This is a genomic window from Syntrophomonas palmitatica JCM 14374, assembly GCF_001311885.1.
Classification (GTDB): domain Bacteria; phylum Bacillota; class Syntrophomonadia; order Syntrophomonadales; family Syntrophomonadaceae; genus Syntrophomonas_A; species Syntrophomonas_A palmitatica.
Genome location: NZ_BBCE01000022.1, coordinates 1 through 17,491, shown reverse-complemented (window position 1 = coordinate 17,491; position 17,491 = coordinate 1). Strand labels below are relative to the sequence as shown.

General features: G+C 38.4%; 21 protein-coding genes. All 21 read left to right on the top strand.

Annotated features, from left to right (window positions below; genetic code table 11):
• The first annotated feature begins 1 nt into the window (after position 1).
• The 21 genes from JCM14374_RS11595 (at position 2) to JCM14374_RS11495 (ending at position 17,355) form a co-directional block, all read left to right on the top strand.
• Complete coding sequence (locus JCM14374_RS11595; protein ID WP_054697551.1) at positions 2 to 1,345, top strand: ATPase, T2SS/T4P/T4SS family; 1,344 nt, start codon at positions 2 to 4, stop codon at positions 1,343 to 1,345.
• A gap of 220 nt (positions 1,346 to 1,565) precedes the next feature.
• The gene (locus JCM14374_RS11590) at positions 1,566 to 2,138 is read left to right on the top strand and encodes a type II secretion system F family protein (protein ID WP_157049102.1); all 573 of its coding nucleotides are present in this window, start codon (positions 1,566 to 1,568) and stop codon (positions 2,136 to 2,138) included.
• A complete protein-coding gene (locus JCM14374_RS11585; protein WP_054697546.1) occupies positions 2,135 to 2,860 on the top strand; it encodes a hypothetical protein in 726 nt (241 codons plus the stop codon). Before JCM14374_RS11590 ends, JCM14374_RS11585 begins: the two co-directional genes overlap by 4 nt.
• A gap of 17 nt (positions 2,861 to 2,877) precedes the next feature.
• Positions 2,878 to 3,084 carry a hypothetical protein gene (locus JCM14374_RS11580; RefSeq protein ID WP_054697543.1) on the top strand — a complete coding sequence of 69 codons (207 nt, stop codon included), beginning with the start codon at positions 2,878 to 2,880 and terminating at the stop codon, positions 3,082 to 3,084.
• A 36-nt stretch (positions 3,085 to 3,120) separates the two neighbouring features.
• Positions 3,121 to 3,291: a hypothetical protein gene (locus JCM14374_RS13665; RefSeq protein WP_157049101.1), complete on the top strand. Its 171-nt coding sequence runs from the start codon at positions 3,121 to 3,123 to the stop codon at positions 3,289 to 3,291.
• 103 nt (positions 3,292 to 3,394) lie between these two features.
• Positions 3,395 to 3,766, top strand: a complete 372-nt coding sequence (locus JCM14374_RS11575; RefSeq protein ID WP_157049100.1) for a hypothetical protein — start codon at positions 3,395 to 3,397, stop codon at positions 3,764 to 3,766.
• Positions 3,747 to 4,352, top strand: coding sequence for a hypothetical protein (locus tag JCM14374_RS11570; protein WP_054697537.1), 606 nt, complete (start codon positions 3,747 to 3,749; stop codon positions 4,350 to 4,352). The genes JCM14374_RS11575 and JCM14374_RS11570 overlap by 20 nt, the downstream gene beginning before the upstream one ends.
• Positions 4,353 to 4,382: 30 nt before the next feature.
• A complete protein-coding gene (locus tag JCM14374_RS11565; protein ID WP_054697534.1) occupies positions 4,383 to 5,618 on the top strand; it encodes a hypothetical protein in 1,236 nt (411 codons plus the stop codon).
• Between the two features lie 77 nt (positions 5,619 to 5,695).
• Positions 5,696 to 6,400, top strand: a complete 705-nt coding sequence (locus JCM14374_RS11560) for a hypothetical protein (protein WP_054697531.1) — start codon at positions 5,696 to 5,698, stop codon at positions 6,398 to 6,400.
• Positions 6,397 to 8,532 (top strand): hypothetical protein, encoded by a 2,136-nt coding sequence (locus JCM14374_RS11555; protein WP_054697528.1) that lies wholly within the window; start codon positions 6,397 to 6,399, stop codon positions 8,530 to 8,532. The genes JCM14374_RS11560 and JCM14374_RS11555 overlap by 4 nt, the downstream gene beginning before the upstream one ends.
• Positions 8,533 to 8,810: 278 nt before the next feature.
• Positions 8,811 to 9,410, top strand: coding sequence for an HD-GYP domain-containing protein (locus JCM14374_RS11545; protein WP_083454073.1), 600 nt, complete (start codon positions 8,811 to 8,813; stop codon positions 9,408 to 9,410).
• Positions 9,411 to 9,520: 110 nt separating this feature from the next.
• Positions 9,521 to 10,273: a hypothetical protein gene (locus tag JCM14374_RS11540; RefSeq protein WP_157049099.1), complete on the top strand. Its 753-nt coding sequence runs from the start codon at positions 9,521 to 9,523 to the stop codon at positions 10,271 to 10,273.
• Between the two features lie 4 nt (positions 10,274 to 10,277).
• A complete protein-coding gene (locus JCM14374_RS11535; protein ID WP_054697516.1) occupies positions 10,278 to 11,228 on the top strand; it encodes a ParM/StbA family protein in 951 nt (316 codons plus the stop codon).
• Between the two features lie 283 nt (positions 11,229 to 11,511).
• Positions 11,512 to 11,814, top strand: a complete 303-nt coding sequence (locus JCM14374_RS11530; protein ID WP_054697514.1) for a hypothetical protein — start codon at positions 11,512 to 11,514, stop codon at positions 11,812 to 11,814.
• Complete coding sequence (locus JCM14374_RS11525) at positions 11,811 to 12,431, top strand: hypothetical protein (RefSeq protein ID WP_054697511.1); 621 nt, start codon at positions 11,811 to 11,813, stop codon at positions 12,429 to 12,431. The genes JCM14374_RS11530 and JCM14374_RS11525 overlap by 4 nt, the downstream gene beginning before the upstream one ends.
• Before the next feature lie 576 nt (positions 12,432 to 13,007).
• Positions 13,008 to 13,994, top strand: a complete 987-nt coding sequence (locus tag JCM14374_RS11520) for a hypothetical protein (RefSeq protein ID WP_207641630.1) — start codon at positions 13,008 to 13,010, stop codon at positions 13,992 to 13,994.
• On the top strand, positions 13,952 to 14,353 hold the full coding sequence (locus JCM14374_RS13660; protein WP_157049097.1) for a hypothetical protein: 402 nt from the start codon (positions 13,952 to 13,954) through the stop codon (positions 14,351 to 14,353). The genes JCM14374_RS11520 and JCM14374_RS13660 overlap by 43 nt, the downstream gene beginning before the upstream one ends.
• Positions 14,354 to 14,372: 19 nt before the next feature.
• Entirely contained in the window at positions 14,373 to 15,731 is a 1,359-nt protein-coding gene (locus JCM14374_RS11510) for a type IV secretory system conjugative DNA transfer family protein (protein ID WP_157049096.1), read from the top strand.
• A gap of 41 nt (positions 15,732 to 15,772) precedes the next feature.
• The gene (locus tag JCM14374_RS11505; RefSeq protein ID WP_054697495.1) at positions 15,773 to 16,036 is read left to right on the top strand and encodes a hypothetical protein; all 264 of its coding nucleotides are present in this window, start codon (positions 15,773 to 15,775) and stop codon (positions 16,034 to 16,036) included.
• 34 nt (positions 16,037 to 16,070) lie between these two features.
• A complete protein-coding gene (locus JCM14374_RS11500; RefSeq protein WP_054697491.1) occupies positions 16,071 to 16,631 on the top strand; it encodes a sigma-70 family RNA polymerase sigma factor in 561 nt (186 codons plus the stop codon).
• A gap of 310 nt (positions 16,632 to 16,941) precedes the next feature.
• Positions 16,942 to 17,355 (top strand): DUF488 family protein, N3 subclade, encoded by a 414-nt coding sequence (locus JCM14374_RS11495; RefSeq protein ID WP_054697488.1) that lies wholly within the window; start codon positions 16,942 to 16,944, stop codon positions 17,353 to 17,355.
• Positions 17,356 to 17,491 lie beyond the last annotated feature (136 nt).

Genomic DNA, 17,491 nt, shown 5'->3' with positions numbered 1-17,491 from the left:
AATGCCGCTGTTTTCAAAGCAAACAGAAAAAGAAATTGAACCACAAATATTAAATATCAAAGAATCGGCAGACTTTATTGCTTCATATATGGTTGAAGCTGCCAATCCTGAGTGGATTGATCTGTTTGAATCAGCCAAATCAGGCTTAAAGAGTGATTATAACAAATGTTTGGATATAATTGCTGATATTTTAGTGGCCCAGAAAATAACAGTTATTGACTATGACAATTACGAAGCTGCCAGGAAGATATTTAGTTATTGTTACGGTCTAAAAGAATTGGACGATTATATCAATGACGAAGACATCGATGAAATACGGATAACGCCCAATGGCAAAGTACGGATTGTTCGCCAGGGGCAAACACAAGGCACAGAATTGTATTATTCAGACCTTGAAGTGGCGACTTTGATCAATCGTCTCAAACCAATAGCAGATGTAGGAGTATCTTTAGATGAAGGCAATCCCACTATGGAACTGGTCAGGCCAGACGGGTTGCGGTTATCGGCCCTGTGCAAACCAGTAACACAGGGCTATTGTTTTGCTTTACGCAAACACGGCAATTTCTCGTTAAGTTTGGAAACATTTATTTCAAGGGAAACCCTGGATCAAAAAGTCGGAGAACTGCTGAAGTTAATTGTTAAAGGTCGCAGAAATATTTTAATTTGTGGTGGCACTAACAGCGGTAAAACTACATTGTTAAAATGGCTGGCTATGCAATTGGCGCCATACTTATCTATTTGTGTTTTGGAAACAGATAATGAATTAAGGCTGGCTAATCAGTGTCCAGAACGAGAAATATGGGAATTAGAAGCACATCCAGAACGCGATGCAGATATGGAAAAACTTTTTGAAAAGGTTTTGCGGATAACCCCGAATGTAATCTTAATACCTGAGTTTCGCGGCAAAGGTGAAGTATGGGCGGCCATCGAAGCCTGTACTCGCGGTCATGACGGTTCTATGGCTACTGCACATTTTTCGTCCTTTGCTTCGCCTGAAGAAGCTATAAGAAACACTGCTATGTTGGCAATCCAGGAAAAAAACAATATACCCATAGAACTGGTTATTGAACGTGTAGCCCAGGCGTTTCAAATTGTTATACAAACGCATTGGGATGCCCTGAGCGGCATAAGAAAAGTTACGAGTATTACCGAGGTTATCGTTAATAATGGTCAGATACAATATAATCCGTTGGTGGCATGGGAGCCTTTCACTGAAAATTACACCGGGGAAGGCCGATGGAGACTTCTTAATCATCCGAGCGAAGCGTGCTTAAATGCTATGAAAATATATGGCGTTACGGAGCGAGAAATAAAAGAAGTCTGGGGTGATGCGTTTGATTTATGAGATATTAACCGGGTTAGGTATTGGTCTAACATCGGGGACTATACTGTATGTTTTATTAACAATGATTACGATGAAAACTCGCAAAACAAATCCAATACTGAGTGATACGGTCTTTAAATCACATAAAACCAATATATTGGCGTTTGTAGTTTTTATAACAGTCCTATATTTATTTCGTAACCCGGTGCCAGCATTATTAGCTGTAATTGTTGTTGTATATATGCCTTCGCAGATCAATTATTTACGCCAACGAAGATTCAAACAGCAGGTAATAGATCAACTTTCGCTGGCAGTCAGTGTCTTTGCTAATAATTTTGTAGCAAATAAAAATATACCGCGCAGCATTGAAGCCGTGGGCAGGGACGTCCCTGCTCCGGTAGGAACCCTGTTTAAGAAAACCTATTCAGAATTGATTTTTGGGGTTCCTTTAGCAGAAGCTGCCGAACGATTGGGGAAACGCCTGGGCATTTCCTACGGCTTTATTTTCGGCAAGCTGTTAGTTAGTGCTCAAAACCAGGGAGATATTGTTGAACCTCTGTTTCGGGATTTATCCATGAAGATTATAAATGCACAGGAAGAAGCATACCTCCAATCGGTTCAAGTTACCACTATACGGAAGACCAATATAGCGATGTTGGTTATACCGATACCTTTTTTTATTTTTTTATATACTCGTTTTCCCGATGTAATGAACACTCTATCTGCGTCTGCGGCTGGAAGATTATTGTTTTCTACATGGCTTATAGCAATAATAATATGCGTATTGCTTGATAGGGTGGTGTTGGATGCGTGATAGCAGTATGCGCAGCGGGAATAGGATTAATTGCGTTTGCTTTAATTTACTACACAGTAGATATAATTTCAGCACAAGTTTCATTAAGGACGCAATTAGAAATTCCTAAAATAAGTCAAAACAAAAAATACGTATTGGGGGGATTGGCAGGATTTATAGTTGGAGTGGTTCTCTTAACCGGTACAAGTTATCTTGCGATGGGAAGCATAATTTTTGCTGGTTTAGGAATCGGAGGGCTAGCAGGAATTGATCGCGTTATAAATGGGTACAAGATAGAACAATTAAGAAAAGAGTGTATCCTGCTGTTTAATGCCGTAGGAATATATGCTCAAACAGGGATGTCAGTTCCGCAGGCCCTGGCAAGTTCCCGAGAATTTTTACCACGTTTAACTCCGGTAATAAATAAGATATTGGCTGCATGGACAACAGGAAATATTCAAGCACTGGATATATTACGCCAGGAAGTGGATTTACCCGAATGCGAACAATTAGTGTCTTTACTGTTACAAATTAATCAGGCCGGGTCGAAAAACATTGAGAATATTGTTCGCAATGAGTCCCGGCACATGGAAGAAAGACGAACAACTTACGAAAAAATACGAATATCAAACAAGCCTATCATTTTAACTCTTTATCGCTTTTTACCATTAATAGTATTGTTGGGTTTAGGTTGTGGTTTTTTAGCCACGTATGCCTTTTATTTATTAGAAAATATTTTATAACAAGGAGGAAAACACTAATGAGTAACATCAAAAAAGCCGTAACTATTCTGAAAAGCCAGAAAGGTCAGGGTGTGTGGGAGTACGTTGTCACCATAATCGGCGCGGTGGTTTTAGGAACTGCGGTATCTGCCTTCATGCGGACAAATCTTGCGTCCGACACTGGAGCAGCTGGCAAGGTAATTACCAAAGTAAACAGCACTATTGATAATATAAGCACTCCGTAGATTGTTTCGTTTGACAAAAGCACAGGAGGGGATGCTTTGCGACTGTTACGTTCGAAACGAGGGCAGGCTGCTATGGAGATATTGGTTTGTATACTCGGAGTAGTAATAATTGCATTTCTTATTTCGCAACAAATGCGAACTCCTATCGGGAATCTCCATGATAAAGCGATAGATGGGATAGTTAAAATAACCGGAAGCGGAATGTAAGGCGGGAAAACCCGCCTTTTCTTTTAAAAAGAATTTAAGGGAGGCGATATTCCTGCTAAAAAATAATCGGGGACAAGTAACATGGGATTTTCTTGTTATCTCGGTGATAGTTTTTATGTTGATATTTGGAGTAATAAATTATTGGTCGGTGATGGTACAAATTCAACAGGCAGAGCATATTAAAAACTACTATTTAGACCGTGTGCGAATCGAAGGTATACTAACCGATCCAGATCGGGCTGACCTAATAACTGCTATGGATAAAATCGGTTTTAATGTAATCACTATTGATTCACCGCCGACCCGGGTAGTACGGACATTGAATATAGATGCCAGCAGTTATCCGGAAGTATGGCTAAATATAACCGCAGAGTTTAAGACAAAACCATTTATGCTAGGGTTGTTCTTAGGAAAGCCTGACAGTATAAATCCTAAATTCACAGGGAGGGCATTAAGTGAATATGTGGGTACGTAAGTTAAAATCCCAAAAAGGAAACGTAGTTACTCTGGGCTTACTCATATTATTGCCGGTAATTGCGTTAGGAATAATAGCCAACCTGGAACATACCAGGTCCGTATATGGCGCTGATCTAGACTTACAAGGAGCATTAAACGATGCTACAAGGTCAGCCGCATTTTCGGTAGATAAATTGTCACAAGCCTGGAATAATCCAATGATAGTGCCTGATAAAGCACATATGGTATTCAGGCGCGAGTTAGCCCAGAATCTTTTGCTTGATGGTGATTTAGTCCCTACCAGTAAATCAGGTATTAAGTCACAAATAAAGTATGTATTTATAGTTTTTAACGGAGAAAACGCCTACGGCTTACCAGAGGGAGTACGGTATTCATCAGATGATTTATTAGGTACTTCGTTTAAGGGAACTTTGCCGCAAACATTCACAGTTACCGAAACGGATATTGAGGTAGGAGAAAATGCAGGAATAAAAACCGAACTCAATAAACCTGGGTGTATAGCTCTGGTTTCGGCAGAATTTAAGCCCTTAATAAAAGGTGAAAGCACGGGCGTAAGGTGGTCGGCGGCGAAAATAACACAATAATAGATACATCATTAAGGGAGGGAAAATAATATGAAAAATAAAGTCATTATATTAAGCCTAGCAATATTACTAACATTCTTAGCTTTGCCTTGTAAAAAAGCAATAGCATGGGAGGCTTGGCCGTATAGGATAGAGGATTATGAAAAAGGCAATATATGGGTAGGCGATATATACTATATGAGGGCATTGAATAGTTATTCGTCTTGTGTTGATACGTCTGTATGGATAGATAACAGTGATGGACCCAGTTTTGTTTCTTTTAAATATGGAATATCATTTAGACAGCTAAAAATACCTATAATTTTGCCACTTCAAAATATACAATTTGAAGGCACCTTTGTTAATGGGTTAATTACCACTTTTACTACTGACATGAGTTATGTATTGTCAGCTATAGACCCTATTTGTGTAGAGCAAGCATATACAGCTAATTATCGGATTTATGTTAAACTTAAAGACATTAATGGGGATGGGCTTTATGATTTTAAAACAGCTAAGCGAGAATTTACTTATGAATATTCGCCTATAAAACTTACATCGTGCTTGGAATGTTATGACACCGGGTGGTCTACATATAATTCAGGCATCTCTGTTATATACGATCCACCAACATTCGCAGAGGGCAACACGCAAGCAGGAGCAGCACGTACAGCCGCTGAAGCGGCTAGAATAGCTGCTGAAAATACTGTTAGTTATGCTCAGCAAGCAGCTGCAAATGCCACAAATGCTTACAACGCAGCCTATTCAGCTAATACAAACGCTGCAAATGCGGCTAATAATACCTGGTATAGCGGTAATACTGCTGGATACTGGTCTAACTTGGCAGCTAACAGAGCCTTAGATGCAACCAATGCAGTTAATACTGCCCAAACAAATATAAATAGTAATACAAATACTGCAATCAATAGCTTAAAATCGGACCTAACTACATCGAAAACTGACATAAACAACAACACCAATACAGCTATAAATAATGCAGTAACTAATATTCAGAATTCAATTAAAAATGCAGTCGAACCAGAGATCAAGAGTGTCAAAGGTTTAAATGGGGCCACCTGCACGAAATCTGGACAATTTACAGTAGTAATATCAGCGAAAAATGCAACCCAATATCGTGCTTACGTAGATTCTGTAGGAGGTGCATGGGGAACTAACAAACAAATTACGCTCAGTGTACCTGCTGGGCCTCATGTAATTTATGTGCAGGCCAAGAATGACACTAGCACTACAATAGCTGAAGAAACTATGACGGTATTTGGTTTGTGAAGTGCGTTTATTAAACAAACCACAAAGCCCTTCTATAAGAAGGGCTTTTTTATTGCCATAAATAAGGAGGAATGTTATTGTCTGTTTTCAAAAAAAACGAAATAGTCGGTTTATGTGCCGGAATAATTATAGTATCTGTAGTCGTGTTTTTGGTAACTAATCGAGCTGATCACACCATTGAACATACCTGCAATCAATTTATCTCAGCGCTGGTCGAAAATCGACAACCTGTAAAATACTGCTCTGGAGAGGTTTTATACAAAGTAAAAACCCGAAACATAATTAAAGCCAAAGTTATTTCTATAAATACAAAAGTAATTGATGTATCTCAAAAGTACGCGCGTACCTATGTTGAAACAGAGATTGAATTATCTAATGGTACAAGTGATGTGGGTTTTTACGAAATAGATTTATTTAAGGATAAAGAAACCTGGAAAGTTATCGCATTAAGAGAAACAATGCCTAATTTTAAAGCAAACATTATACAGAAACCAGGCTTACAGGAAGCCATAACCAGGATATATCAAGACTACTTCAATATGATCGGCAAAAAAGATACTTCTTTGTTGGCTGGCCCTGCCAAAACAGCTTATGAAAAACAACCGCAAAAACCCGTGTTAAAAGGTTCAATCGGCAATCTGCAAACAAAAATCGTGTACGCTGGCAAAAAGTTAGTTATTGCTGAACATGAGTATCAGTATGACAATCGGCCAGTAAAGGTTTTGGTTCAGTATTATCTAACCGGGCAAGGATATAAAATTGTTGCGGTTCAATTGCTGTGATAGGGGGTGTAAATATTTATCGCAAGTTATTAATTGCTGTACTGTTCTTGTTGGCATTTGGTTTTATCCGGGCCGATACCGCTCTGGCTGAGAAGTGGGAATATAAAATAGAAGATACGAGTGGCGTTAATGTGAATAAAACCAGCGCTGTTGTAGATACAGTAAACCACGAAATACGTTTGCCAAGGTCATATCCTAATATGGCAGATATGTGGGAAGGTAGTATGGATTACATTGTTTTGACTCCAGATGGCGTAAAGACAATGGATGCCGCAACTCAGACACTGGTTGACCGTTTCCCTTCATATAAGCCTGCAAATCCTATTACGGGGATTTCGGGAACATCTACTTACCCAGATGTGGTAATAGCCAACGGGAATAATATAACCCACTATTCATTTTCTGATGAATATATACCGAATCCGTTTTTATCATCAGCAGGATTTACAGACGTATTAAGTGTAGGCAGCAGAAGCCTGGATTATGCGGTTTTGACATCTGATAATAAAATAACTTACCGGGCTTATGACGGCAGCAATATGGTGGATGTACCGGCTTTATCAGTTGAATCAGGGCTAACAAACCCTATTTCAATTTCATTGTTTAAAGATCATTATGGCATGGTTGTAGTAGACAACAATGAAATTAAATATTACAAAGACGGCTCGCTGTCGGCAACAATTACAGGATTAACTAACGCTATCTGTGTATCAACAGCAAATGGAGGAAATTTAGCGGTAGTTGCAGGTTCCGAAGTAAGGCATTATAACTTGCTATCAGACGGAACCTTTGCCTATAACGAAGCCTTGTCAGTGACTACTGGGCTGATTTCGCCAACTTGTGTAGCGTTGCGGCCAGATACTTATGACCGTCTCATTATTGATGGCAACGAGATTAAATATTATATGTGGGATGGTTCAGCACTAAAATACAATGCAGCTCTGTCAAAAACGGTAGCAGGCATGCAGGACATAGGCAAATATATCCCACAGGCCACAGTTGAATCTATCGTATATTTTCTTCCCCCTGGTAAACCCGCAAACAATTTGCAGATATATATTAATCCCGGCCTTAACCTTCAAGAAGCCGACACCCAGATTAAATGGTATTTAACAGCCAGCAATGATGAAGATCATTGGACTGAAGCAACTTTAGGTGGATGGACAACGCTTTCAGAACCGGGGACAAGAATACGATGGAAGGCTGTACTTTCAACCACAAACCGGGATAATACGCCAAGAATAAATCCCATTGTAACTATAACCACTAACACAAAACCCAATCCGCCTAACCCGTATCTACCAACAGCAGGAGAATGTTATATCAGTTCAGCCCCGGCTATAAGGTGGGAATACACTGATCCGGATAATAATCCCCAGGGTGCATATCAAATAAAGATTTATAGGCAAACCGGGGAACTTGTTTTGGATACCGGGCAGGTGTCTACTGTGGGTGCGCCGGTTTATCAGTATATCATAGATCCTACAGGTACGGGATTGTTATGGAATACTGGGACAAACCAATTTTCAGTAGAAATTACAGTGTGGGATACTTTATCAGCCCCTGATGGAACGCCTTGTATTGGTATTCCGTCCGATTCATGCCCCATACAAAACTTTTGTGTAGTCGCCTTTGATCAACCGATGGCAAAACAAATAATTACCCCGCCATCGACCGATAAACCTATAACTAAAGAAATGTTATCTGTTGATTTACCTGTAACCAAGGCTGGAGGTATGGTTACTCTGTATATAAAGAGCCTGGGGGTTACTACGGCCAGTATGGACTTCCCGTATTTAACGCAGCATTCAACTGTTGCAGTACCGCCTAAAGTAGTAGCTGGGTACGAAACTGCAATAAATAAGATTTGGTCTGTCAGTTTTTATACTGAGGCAGATTCAAATATTTGCCCGGCAAACACAATTGTTAAGGGATTGTTTACAGGAAACGGTATACCAAACCTCTTAATACTGGATGGTACTAAACCTGACCTGAGTGCGGCCCCGGCTCCTACAGAGCCGAAGTGGTGGCAATGGGAAGGTTTCAGGTGGTGGGCAGAAGGTGTAGTAAGAATAAATGAAAGTGCATTTAAAAACTGGTCAGTAGTATTGAACGGCAGAAAAGGCAGTTAGGGTAAAACCCTAAACTGCATTATTAATCTTAAATGTTAGAAAGGTAGGTGGTATAGTGCGGTTTTCACAAGTAATTTCTAGGTCTAACGAGGTTCCTGTTCCTGGTGAAATTATGAAATTTTTAAAACTTAAAAAAGGTGATGTTGTGGAATTTGAAATCATAGGCAATCAGGTTATATTAAAGAAAAAAAAGCACGAATATCCCCTAAAAATACCTGACCCAAGGAACAGACCATGAATGCAAATAACAGGAATCTTATAAGAAAGAAGGTGATTTCATTTTCCCACAATGCCTGGATACCCTACTTAAACATGATATAGAAACATTCAATCATTGTATAAGGGTAGCAAATATAGCAAAGTGGGTTGGTCGATGCATTCAACTTACCGAATATGAAATAAATGATTTGTATGACTCAGCCATACTACATGATGTTGGTAAGATAAAAATACCCATTAAAATACTTAATAAGCCTGGGCCGCTCAATAGCAACCAGATGAAATTAATTAAAATGCACCCTGCATGGGGTAGCGAATTAATAGCTGAAAAACAAATTAAAAACGGAATACTTTCACATCACGAAAAATATGATGGCTCTGGCTATCCTTATGGAATTAAGGGCAAGGAAATACCTCTCAATGGGAGAATAATAGCTATTGTAGACTCGTTAGACGCAATGCTAATTAAACGGCCCTATAGAAAGAACCTGAGTTTACAAGAAGCCTTTAAAGAAATAGAACAGTATTCCGGTGTTTATTATGATCCTGACATAGTAACACCTATACTGTTAAGAAAAAAGGATTTTAAACATAATTTTTATACAATATCCTATAAGGAACTAAGCGATAAAATATTATTAAATTCCATAAGCGTATAAAAAAAGCCCCTTCTGTCGGAGGGGCTTTTTTAGTGCTAAAAACTATAAAAGGAGGGTAAATGAATAAACAAGGCACTAAACAAAATCTATTTAAGGAGGAAATTATAATTATGAACAAAATGGCTGTAGGGGAAACAGTAACTGGAATAGTAACCGAAATCCGTCAGGAAAACGGAAAGGCCGAAAGTCTCGTATTAACTATAAACAACCACAAAAAAGCAATTATTCCCATCTCGGAATTACCCGAAACTAATGTATCTGGCGTATCTGCGATACGTCACCTGGCCCGTAAGTATATGAACCGGGATCTCGCGGGCGTTGTTATATCCGAGCAACCTCTTGCATTATCATATCTGGACGCTGTAAAGAGCCAGACCGAAAAAGTAATTCTCCAGGTAGGGGATGAAATTAACGCGACAGTAGTTTGGACTTCAAAAAACTATGCAGAGTTAGAATACAAAAACATTCCCCTGGGGATGTTTGCCGAGGAATATGGGTGGGTAAAGTATATTGACCTGAGAACCATATTAAACCGAGGCGACAATATTCGTGTTGAAGTGTTGGAGACAAAGGAAGGAGAAACCATAAAAGTATCCCACAAAAAATATGCTCCAAATCCCTGGCCCAATATAGTTGAAAAATATCATCCCAAAAACCAGTATTTAGCTCGCGTAAAAAGCCTGTTAAAACCTGGCGTTGTAGTATCCTTAGAACCTGGGCTGGATATGCTTTGTTCACCATATCCCTTTTTTGAGGTCAAAGTAAATGATGAAGTTGCCGTAGAAATCGTAGATATTAACCCAGATGCAGGGAAAATGAAAGGTTATATTACAGCCCAGGCAAACAGAAAAAAGAGGGGGTAATAACTTGTTTAAAATCGGCCTTGACATAGGGTACGGAAATACCAAAATCATAACCGAGGATGGGCATAAACTCTGCTTTCCTTCGTTGGCTAAGCCAGGAGAAAAATTGACGATGGATAAAATGCTATCCGCAGTAGATGACTATGTTGCCACAATTAATGGCGAAACATGGTTTATTGGCAATATGGCTGCTAAAGAACATCGCTTTGCGGTAAGAGCATTTGACGATACTCAACGCTTTACTAACCCTGCTTTTCAAGCTATGTTAGCTACTGCATTAGCCGCAGTAGCCGACACTGAAAGCAACATATTACTGGTAACTGGGTTGCCGTTGTCCTCCTATGCAATATCAGAAAAGGATTTTAAAAAATTCCTCAATAATTTCACTGCCGAGGTAGAAATAAACGGCATAATTAAAAACATTAAAGTTAAGCAATCCCACGTTTTTCCGCAGGCCGCAGGTATTTTTCTGAATCCGCTGTGTGAGGAATTTAAAAAGAATATTATGCCCGGCGACCTGACTACGGTTATAGATATAGGCTACCGAACAACTGATGTAGCTACCTTCAAGTTTACTGGCGAGCATTTTGAATTCGTACTTGAATACTCATTTACGCTGGATGAAGGAATGGTATCGGTATTTCGCGATATTGCTCACAAGATGGCAGAAGATATGGAAGTGTTTAATGTTTCTTTTGAAAACGCAGAACGAACATTTTTAAGTAACTCCTGCCGCATTAATGGCAAAGACACAAATTACGGGGATATAAATAAATTAGTTGCGCAGAAAACTGTTGATTCCATAGCAGATGCTTACCGCCAAAGAGGCCCAGCCAAAAATCACGATAGCTTTGTAATCATGGCCGGGGGTGGCAGCCTGGCCCTGCATGATCCGTTAAAAACTGCTTTTCCTAATGCAGTTTTATGGAAGATGCCCAATTTGCTAATGCAATAGGCTTTTTGGATGTTGCTCGAAAACTTGATATAGTGTTGTTTGATTAAACAGGAAGGCGGGTTAGTTAATAGCCCGCCTTTTTATATAAAATGGTGCCAGGCACGAAACCATGATATGCCGATTATAGAAGGCAATTTTAAACAACAAATGGTGCCACCCCAAAAATATAAGTGGCGCCACCCAAAGCCCTTGATACACCGATAACAGAAGTCAATTAAAAGGTATGATTGGCACCAGTATATTTATTGGAAATAAAAACTGGCACCACAAAGGAGGAAAAAGCATGAGCGAAGCACGGATACGCCTGTATTTCAGGGTGGCACCAGATAACCCAATTTTGCAAATTTCGTCCCGAGAACGAAGCCAAAAAGCTGAAGAATGGTTGCGCATTGGAGCAGATATTGAACGAATCGAAAGAGCAACCAATAAACTTGAAAAAATAGCCAACCGGCTTGAAAAAATAGTAATCAGTAAAGATAACGGCACGGTGCAAGCTGTTCAAGAAGATCGTGATCCGAAAATCGAAGAAATGGATCGTAAATTAATAATGGACATATTGGGAATGGGGGGTAGCAATAAACAATGATACATCGGCTAACTAAAGAAGAAGATGCACAATACCAGCAAATGAGTTTGGCCGAACTGGAAGAATATGAAGAAATAGCATTGGAATTATACAGTCGTATAGGCGAACTAAGACTGCAAAAATACTTGCAAAGTACCAGCGATATTGATCTTATTGATGAAGATGAAGCAGGATATATCAAAATGGCCACAGGGGAAGTTATTCAAAACCCCGATGGAATTAGGATTTTCGCATATGAATATCCACCCCGCTTGCAGAATTATGCCCATACAAAATTCTCGGAGAAAATTGGCATTAGCAAAACAAGAGAACGTTGGAGGCGCATTATTACAGACGGATTAAGGGACATAGAAAAAATCGGGTATAATCCACCTAATGGAAGATTTGTTATTGTGTATAAATTTCACTTTAAAAGACTTGCTGACCCTGATAATCGGAATATACGAATACTAAACGATATTTTCCGTGATTCATGGCTGTTTAACGATGACAACTGTGACAATTTGGTGTCATTTATGTGTGGAGTTGTTGATCCAAAAAATCCAGGGATAGAAATTACAATAATACCAGAATCTGAGTTTCTGAAATACCCGCAAATCATATCAAATAATAACTAATTATAATAAAATATATTCCAATAAGTTATTATGTAAAATGTTTGCATACTATAGAAGAAACTCGATAAAAAATAACGCCAGTGGGTATTATGATGTTTGGAAGAAAAAAATAGCGAAACAACAACGAAATTAATTCCAAAAAGACGCTCATGAAAAATACCCTCATAACCTCCGCTCCGAGAAAGTGCCATGAGCCTTAGAGGGACGGCGGCTAAGAGGGTAAAAATGATAAAATGTTCGGACAAGCGGTTTTAAAACCCCGTTTTTCTGGGTCTACTGGCGATAAAAATAACGCCAGTAGAAAAATAAACGGGCTTGCTAACCATTGGTAAATGGGCAAATGAGCAAGATGGAAACTGATGGTAAAAACAATAACGCCAGCAGGAAGGGACTGGGCTGATAGTGTCGGCTTCCGGCAAAAGTGGAACACAAAAAAGCAAAAAAATAAGCAGGCTCAAAATGGAACTTAAAAAAATAAAAAGCAAAAAACCAAGTTAAAAAAAATAAACAAAGGAGGAGAGTAAAATCGGAAAGAAATGGCAGCAACAAGAACTCGATTTGGAAATTATAAAAATGTTGTATGAGTATAAAAGTATCAGCGGTTTATCATTAGCAGTAAGGTTGGCTGATAAAGGTGATAAGCAAAAGGTGTATGACAGATTAAAAGGCTTGAGGCAAAACGGTCTAATAAACAATGAGGTATATATTGGGATAACCTGGGAAGAAAAACAAGCTAAAAAAAATAAGCGACCAAGAAAGTTAGGTAAAATGTATTACTTAACAAAGACAGGAGTAGAGCAGGCAAAGCAGATAATATACAACCAGGAAATAAACGGGAACGAGCGCTCGCAAAAGCCTGATGAAAAAGAAATAGATTCGCTATGGCAAGTATCGTTAATAATGGAGCATGTCCCATTAGAATTTTCCAGCGGGCAAAGATATAAAAATGCCTATAACTTACAACGCAATTTCATAGCAGATCTAATTTATCAGGATTGGTATATAGTTATAGCTGCCAATAGTAAAGAACCATATAAGAACTTGCTTGTGCAGCAGGCTATCCAATCCAAAGCCAAAGGCATAGACACCCGGTTAATACTATGTAATAGCACAACCCAAATAGTAAACCTGATGCGGTATTTTGAGGAAACTCATGCCCCCGAAACGCATTTCTTGATGCAGAACGATTATGAGGGCATAGAACAGGTAGTCAGCAGCAATAAAGAAAAAACGATACAAGCTTTAGAAAAGATTTATGGCAAAATCGAACGATTGCAATTCCCGATAGAAGGCTATCAATATAAAGTAGATGGCAAATTGACCAATATCTACTCATTAATAGGCAACCCAATCAGGCAGTTGTATAAATTACCTAACGCCTTGCCAGGGTATATAATCGTAGCCAACCCTAAACAATTAATGTTCTTAGAAAAACATTTTCCGCAGCATATTAAGAAGCATACTTCAGTAATAATTTCAGAAACAAATATGACCACTAAAGGGGAGGGAGGACAAGACAATTGGGATATAGACTTGAAAGCATTAGAAATATCAAGCCCCTGATTAAAATAGAACACTATCCTTCAACCATTACGGCAGGAATATTGATAATATTAAGTATTATATTTTGGTTATATCCCGCAATTACCCCGCCGAAGTACATAGTTTTAATAATATTACTTATGGCAGGAATAGATACAATGATAACAAAAAGGCTGTTAGCATTTGGTTTAACAGTCTTTTTGCTAGGATCAGCTCTAATATTGCAATCATTAGAAGGGTTATATCGCAGCATAAATCCAGAATTAGCAGGGATAAGCACGGGATTAACATTAATAATCCGAATTGTAATAATAACCGCAGTTCTTGTTTTTGTAATAATAGAACATCGTAAAAAAAGACGAAATAGCAGCCAATCTTAGTAAAATAAAAATACCTTTCTTGAACAATCAACTAAGCAATACAACACATCCAGATATATGTATTTGCAAAAACAAAATGGGTGGGCCAGTAATACTAAAAGGCATGGACAGGTATTTACATACGTTATTAATAGGAGTAACAGGCACAGGCAAAACCAGCGCATTATTAGAACCGATGATATGGCAGGATTTAAAGAATTATCGTGCAGGCAAACAATTAGGGATAACGGTAGTAGCACCAGACAGCGAGTTTCCAAATAAAATAAAAAAATGGTGTCAGGGATTGGGAGTACCATATTATGCTGTAGACCTTGATGATCCGAATTCGAATAAATTTAATCCATTAGAAGGCGATGCAACAACCGTATCGGAAATCATGAGAACAGTATTACGAGCAACCTTTGGCGACCAGGAAGCATTTTTTGCCCAAGCCCAAGAATTACACGCAAAAAACACAATGTTACTATTAAAAAGACTTCGCGGCGACAATTTAAATCTAATGGATGTTTACCGGGCATTAATGGACATAGAAGGCATGCAAACATTAGTAGAGGATTATGAGGAGCAGTATGGTGAAGATGTAATAACCGAATATTTCAAGAAAGAAGCATTTGGGCGCAATCGGGACAAACTGCATCAATTTGCTATGGGCTTACGATTGCAAATATCAGACCTGTTGACCAACGAAACCATAAGAAATGTTTTAGTAGGCAAATCAGATATAAGTTTAGATCATGTTATGTCAGAAGGCGGCGTACTGTTATTTAATACATCACTGGGTAAAATGGGATACATGAGCAGGATATTCGGGCAATTTTTAATCATGCACATACAAAACGCAGTATTTAGGAGGCCGGGAACCGAATTTACGAGGATACCGCACTATTTATACATTGACGAATTGCCCATATATTTTAATCCAGAACTAGAGAATTTATTAAATATCGGCAGGAAATACCGTTGCGCCTGCACCTTTACGATTCAGGGCCCTTCGCAATTAGAAATAGGGAAACAAGGACAAGCGACACGAGAAAAAATCATGAATGGCTGCAGAAATAAGATAATACTTGGCGTAGACTCGGCACGAGACGCAAAGTTATTATCAGAAACCTTTGGTGAACAAGAAAAAACAGAAATAAAAAAGAACCGTAAACGATTTGCATTATTACCGGATTCATATGCAGAAACCGATAAACTAAAGGCCAGATTTGACTACACAAAATTCCTTGAACTACCCAGATGGCACGGATATGTAAAGCTAGTACAAGATGGAGCAGCCTTGGAGCCATTAGAAGGAATATTTGAACATCCCGCTGAATTTATAGCCAGAGTAGAACGAGAACTGCAAAAAAACAAGCGAATAAGCCTTTTAGATTAACCTGGGGGACCCCAGGTTTTTTATTTAAGAAAGGGTAACAAATGCGTGGTTATACAACTGTAGACCGATATATAGCAAAGTTACTGGCCTGGGCAGTAATCAATCAGGCCCTGAGAGACTGTCGCAGTAGAAGACCGGCAGAATCAACAGCAGCAGAGCAATTTATGGAATCAGAAGATTTGATATTTTGGCTTGAGTTACTGGGAATCAAGCCCGAGATATTTTATAAAAATCTCGCCAAAATAAAAAGCCTAAAATTACGAATATACAACAAACCTGAAAAACATTTAGAACAATTAGCATAAGGAGGTAGTAGTTATTCAGGATTTAATTAAACAGGTGCAAAATGGCGACCAGAACGCATTTGAACAGATGATTAAAATTCATCATGGAATGATAAAAAACAGTTGCAAACGATACTGGTTACCAGGTGCAGACTATGATGACATATATCAAGAAGCTTTAATAGCATTTTATTTAGCAGTCCTGAGTTACTCGCCAGAACATAATGTAGATTTTCCTATATACGCCAGAATAGTAATTAGTCGCAAATTGAAATCCATGATACGAATGGGGCGGACATTAAAGCATGAATTTTTAAATCGGTCAATATCAATGGACATGCCGATTTATGAAGCTGCAACATACCATGACATACTTCCAGATCAAAACATAATAAACCAAATAGAAACCATAGAAAATCCGATGTCATTTGACAAACTTATAAAAAGCATATCTTTAAGCCCATTGGAAGTAATCGTTTTAAAAATGTATTTACAAAACAAAACCTATGTTGAAATGAGTTTGATATTACAATGCAATACAAAAAGCATAGATAACACAATGCAAAGAGTCCGAAAGAAAATCAAAAAACATTATGCCAAACAACGAATTTCATAAGGAGGTATATAATGTCAGATTGCATAATTAACACAATATGGATACTGGGATTATTATTTGAATCTCTAGTATTAACCGCCTTTGGAAATTATATTTACCTAAAACTAGGAGAGAGATATTATAAACTTGTTACAAAGACAAATAAGCACTGAAATCTTTTAACTTAGGGGCCGCTGTAATAAGCCAGGATGCGTCTTAAATAAGTTCCGAATGGTTTTTATATATAAAATAAAATAAAAACGCGCTACAAACAAACCAGGAAGCAATAAAATGAAATCAAAAAGCAATATACGCATACGGAGGACAAAAGATGCTATATACTACACAACTTGCGCAGGTTAAGAGAATGCCCAAAGGGATAGAAATGATAAATATAACAGCACAAAGCGCAATATATCCGTGGACGATATTTGCGCCATCATGGAATTTAGTAAATAGCTACAAACAAAAGGCAGTAACCGAAAAAGAATACACAGATATTTATACCGAGCAGTTACGAAAAGAATACCGAAAAAACCGTATATTATTCGAGCAAATAATTTCTAAAGCTCTGACGGGTAATATAGCACTGGCTTGTTACTGTCCTGCTGGCGAATTCTGTCATAGATTAATACTAAAAAATGTATTACAAATACTCGAACCCAGGCTTATATACTATGGAGAATATCCTGCAAACCAGAGTTTAGCCAGACTGCATTGTTTTGACAGGAGAACATGGAGATGAGCAAGCAAGAGATATTAATCAAGCTAGACTATATTTTAAGCGAAGCCACCCTGTTGCCAAGCAAACCATCCGAATCATGGAGAGATTGGATTTTAGAAGCAATATAAATAATGACCGAAATCGAAAACACACTTAA

Excerpts from the sequence above, each read along its gene's own strand:
- JCM14374_RS11595 (WP_054697551.1), top strand. The coding sequence starts at position 2 with ATGCCGCTGTTTTCAAAGCAAACAGAAAAAGAAATTGAACCACAAATA.
- JCM14374_RS11590 (WP_157049102.1), top strand. The coding sequence starts at position 1,566 with ATGCCTTCGCAGATCAATTATTTACGCCAACGAAGATTCAAACAGCAG.
- JCM14374_RS11580 (WP_054697543.1), top strand. The coding sequence starts at position 2,878 with ATGAGTAACATCAAAAAAGCCGTAACTATTCTGAAAAGCCAGAAAGGT.
- JCM14374_RS11565 (WP_054697534.1), top strand. The coding sequence starts at position 4,383 with ATGAAAAATAAAGTCATTATATTAAGCCTAGCAATATTACTAACATTC.
- JCM14374_RS11540 (WP_157049099.1), top strand. The coding sequence starts at position 9,521 with ATGAACAAAATGGCTGTAGGGGAAACAGTAACTGGAATAGTAACCGAA.
- JCM14374_RS11530 (WP_054697514.1), top strand. The coding sequence starts at position 11,512 with ATGAGCGAAGCACGGATACGCCTGTATTTCAGGGTGGCACCAGATAAC.
- JCM14374_RS11525 (WP_054697511.1), top strand. The coding sequence starts at position 11,811 with ATGATACATCGGCTAACTAAAGAAGAAGATGCACAATACCAGCAAATG.
- JCM14374_RS11505 (WP_054697495.1), top strand. The coding sequence starts at position 15,773 with ATGCGTGGTTATACAACTGTAGACCGATATATAGCAAAGTTACTGGCC.
- JCM14374_RS11495 (WP_054697488.1), top strand. The coding sequence starts at position 16,942 with ATGCTATATACTACACAACTTGCGCAGGTTAAGAGAATGCCCAAAGGG.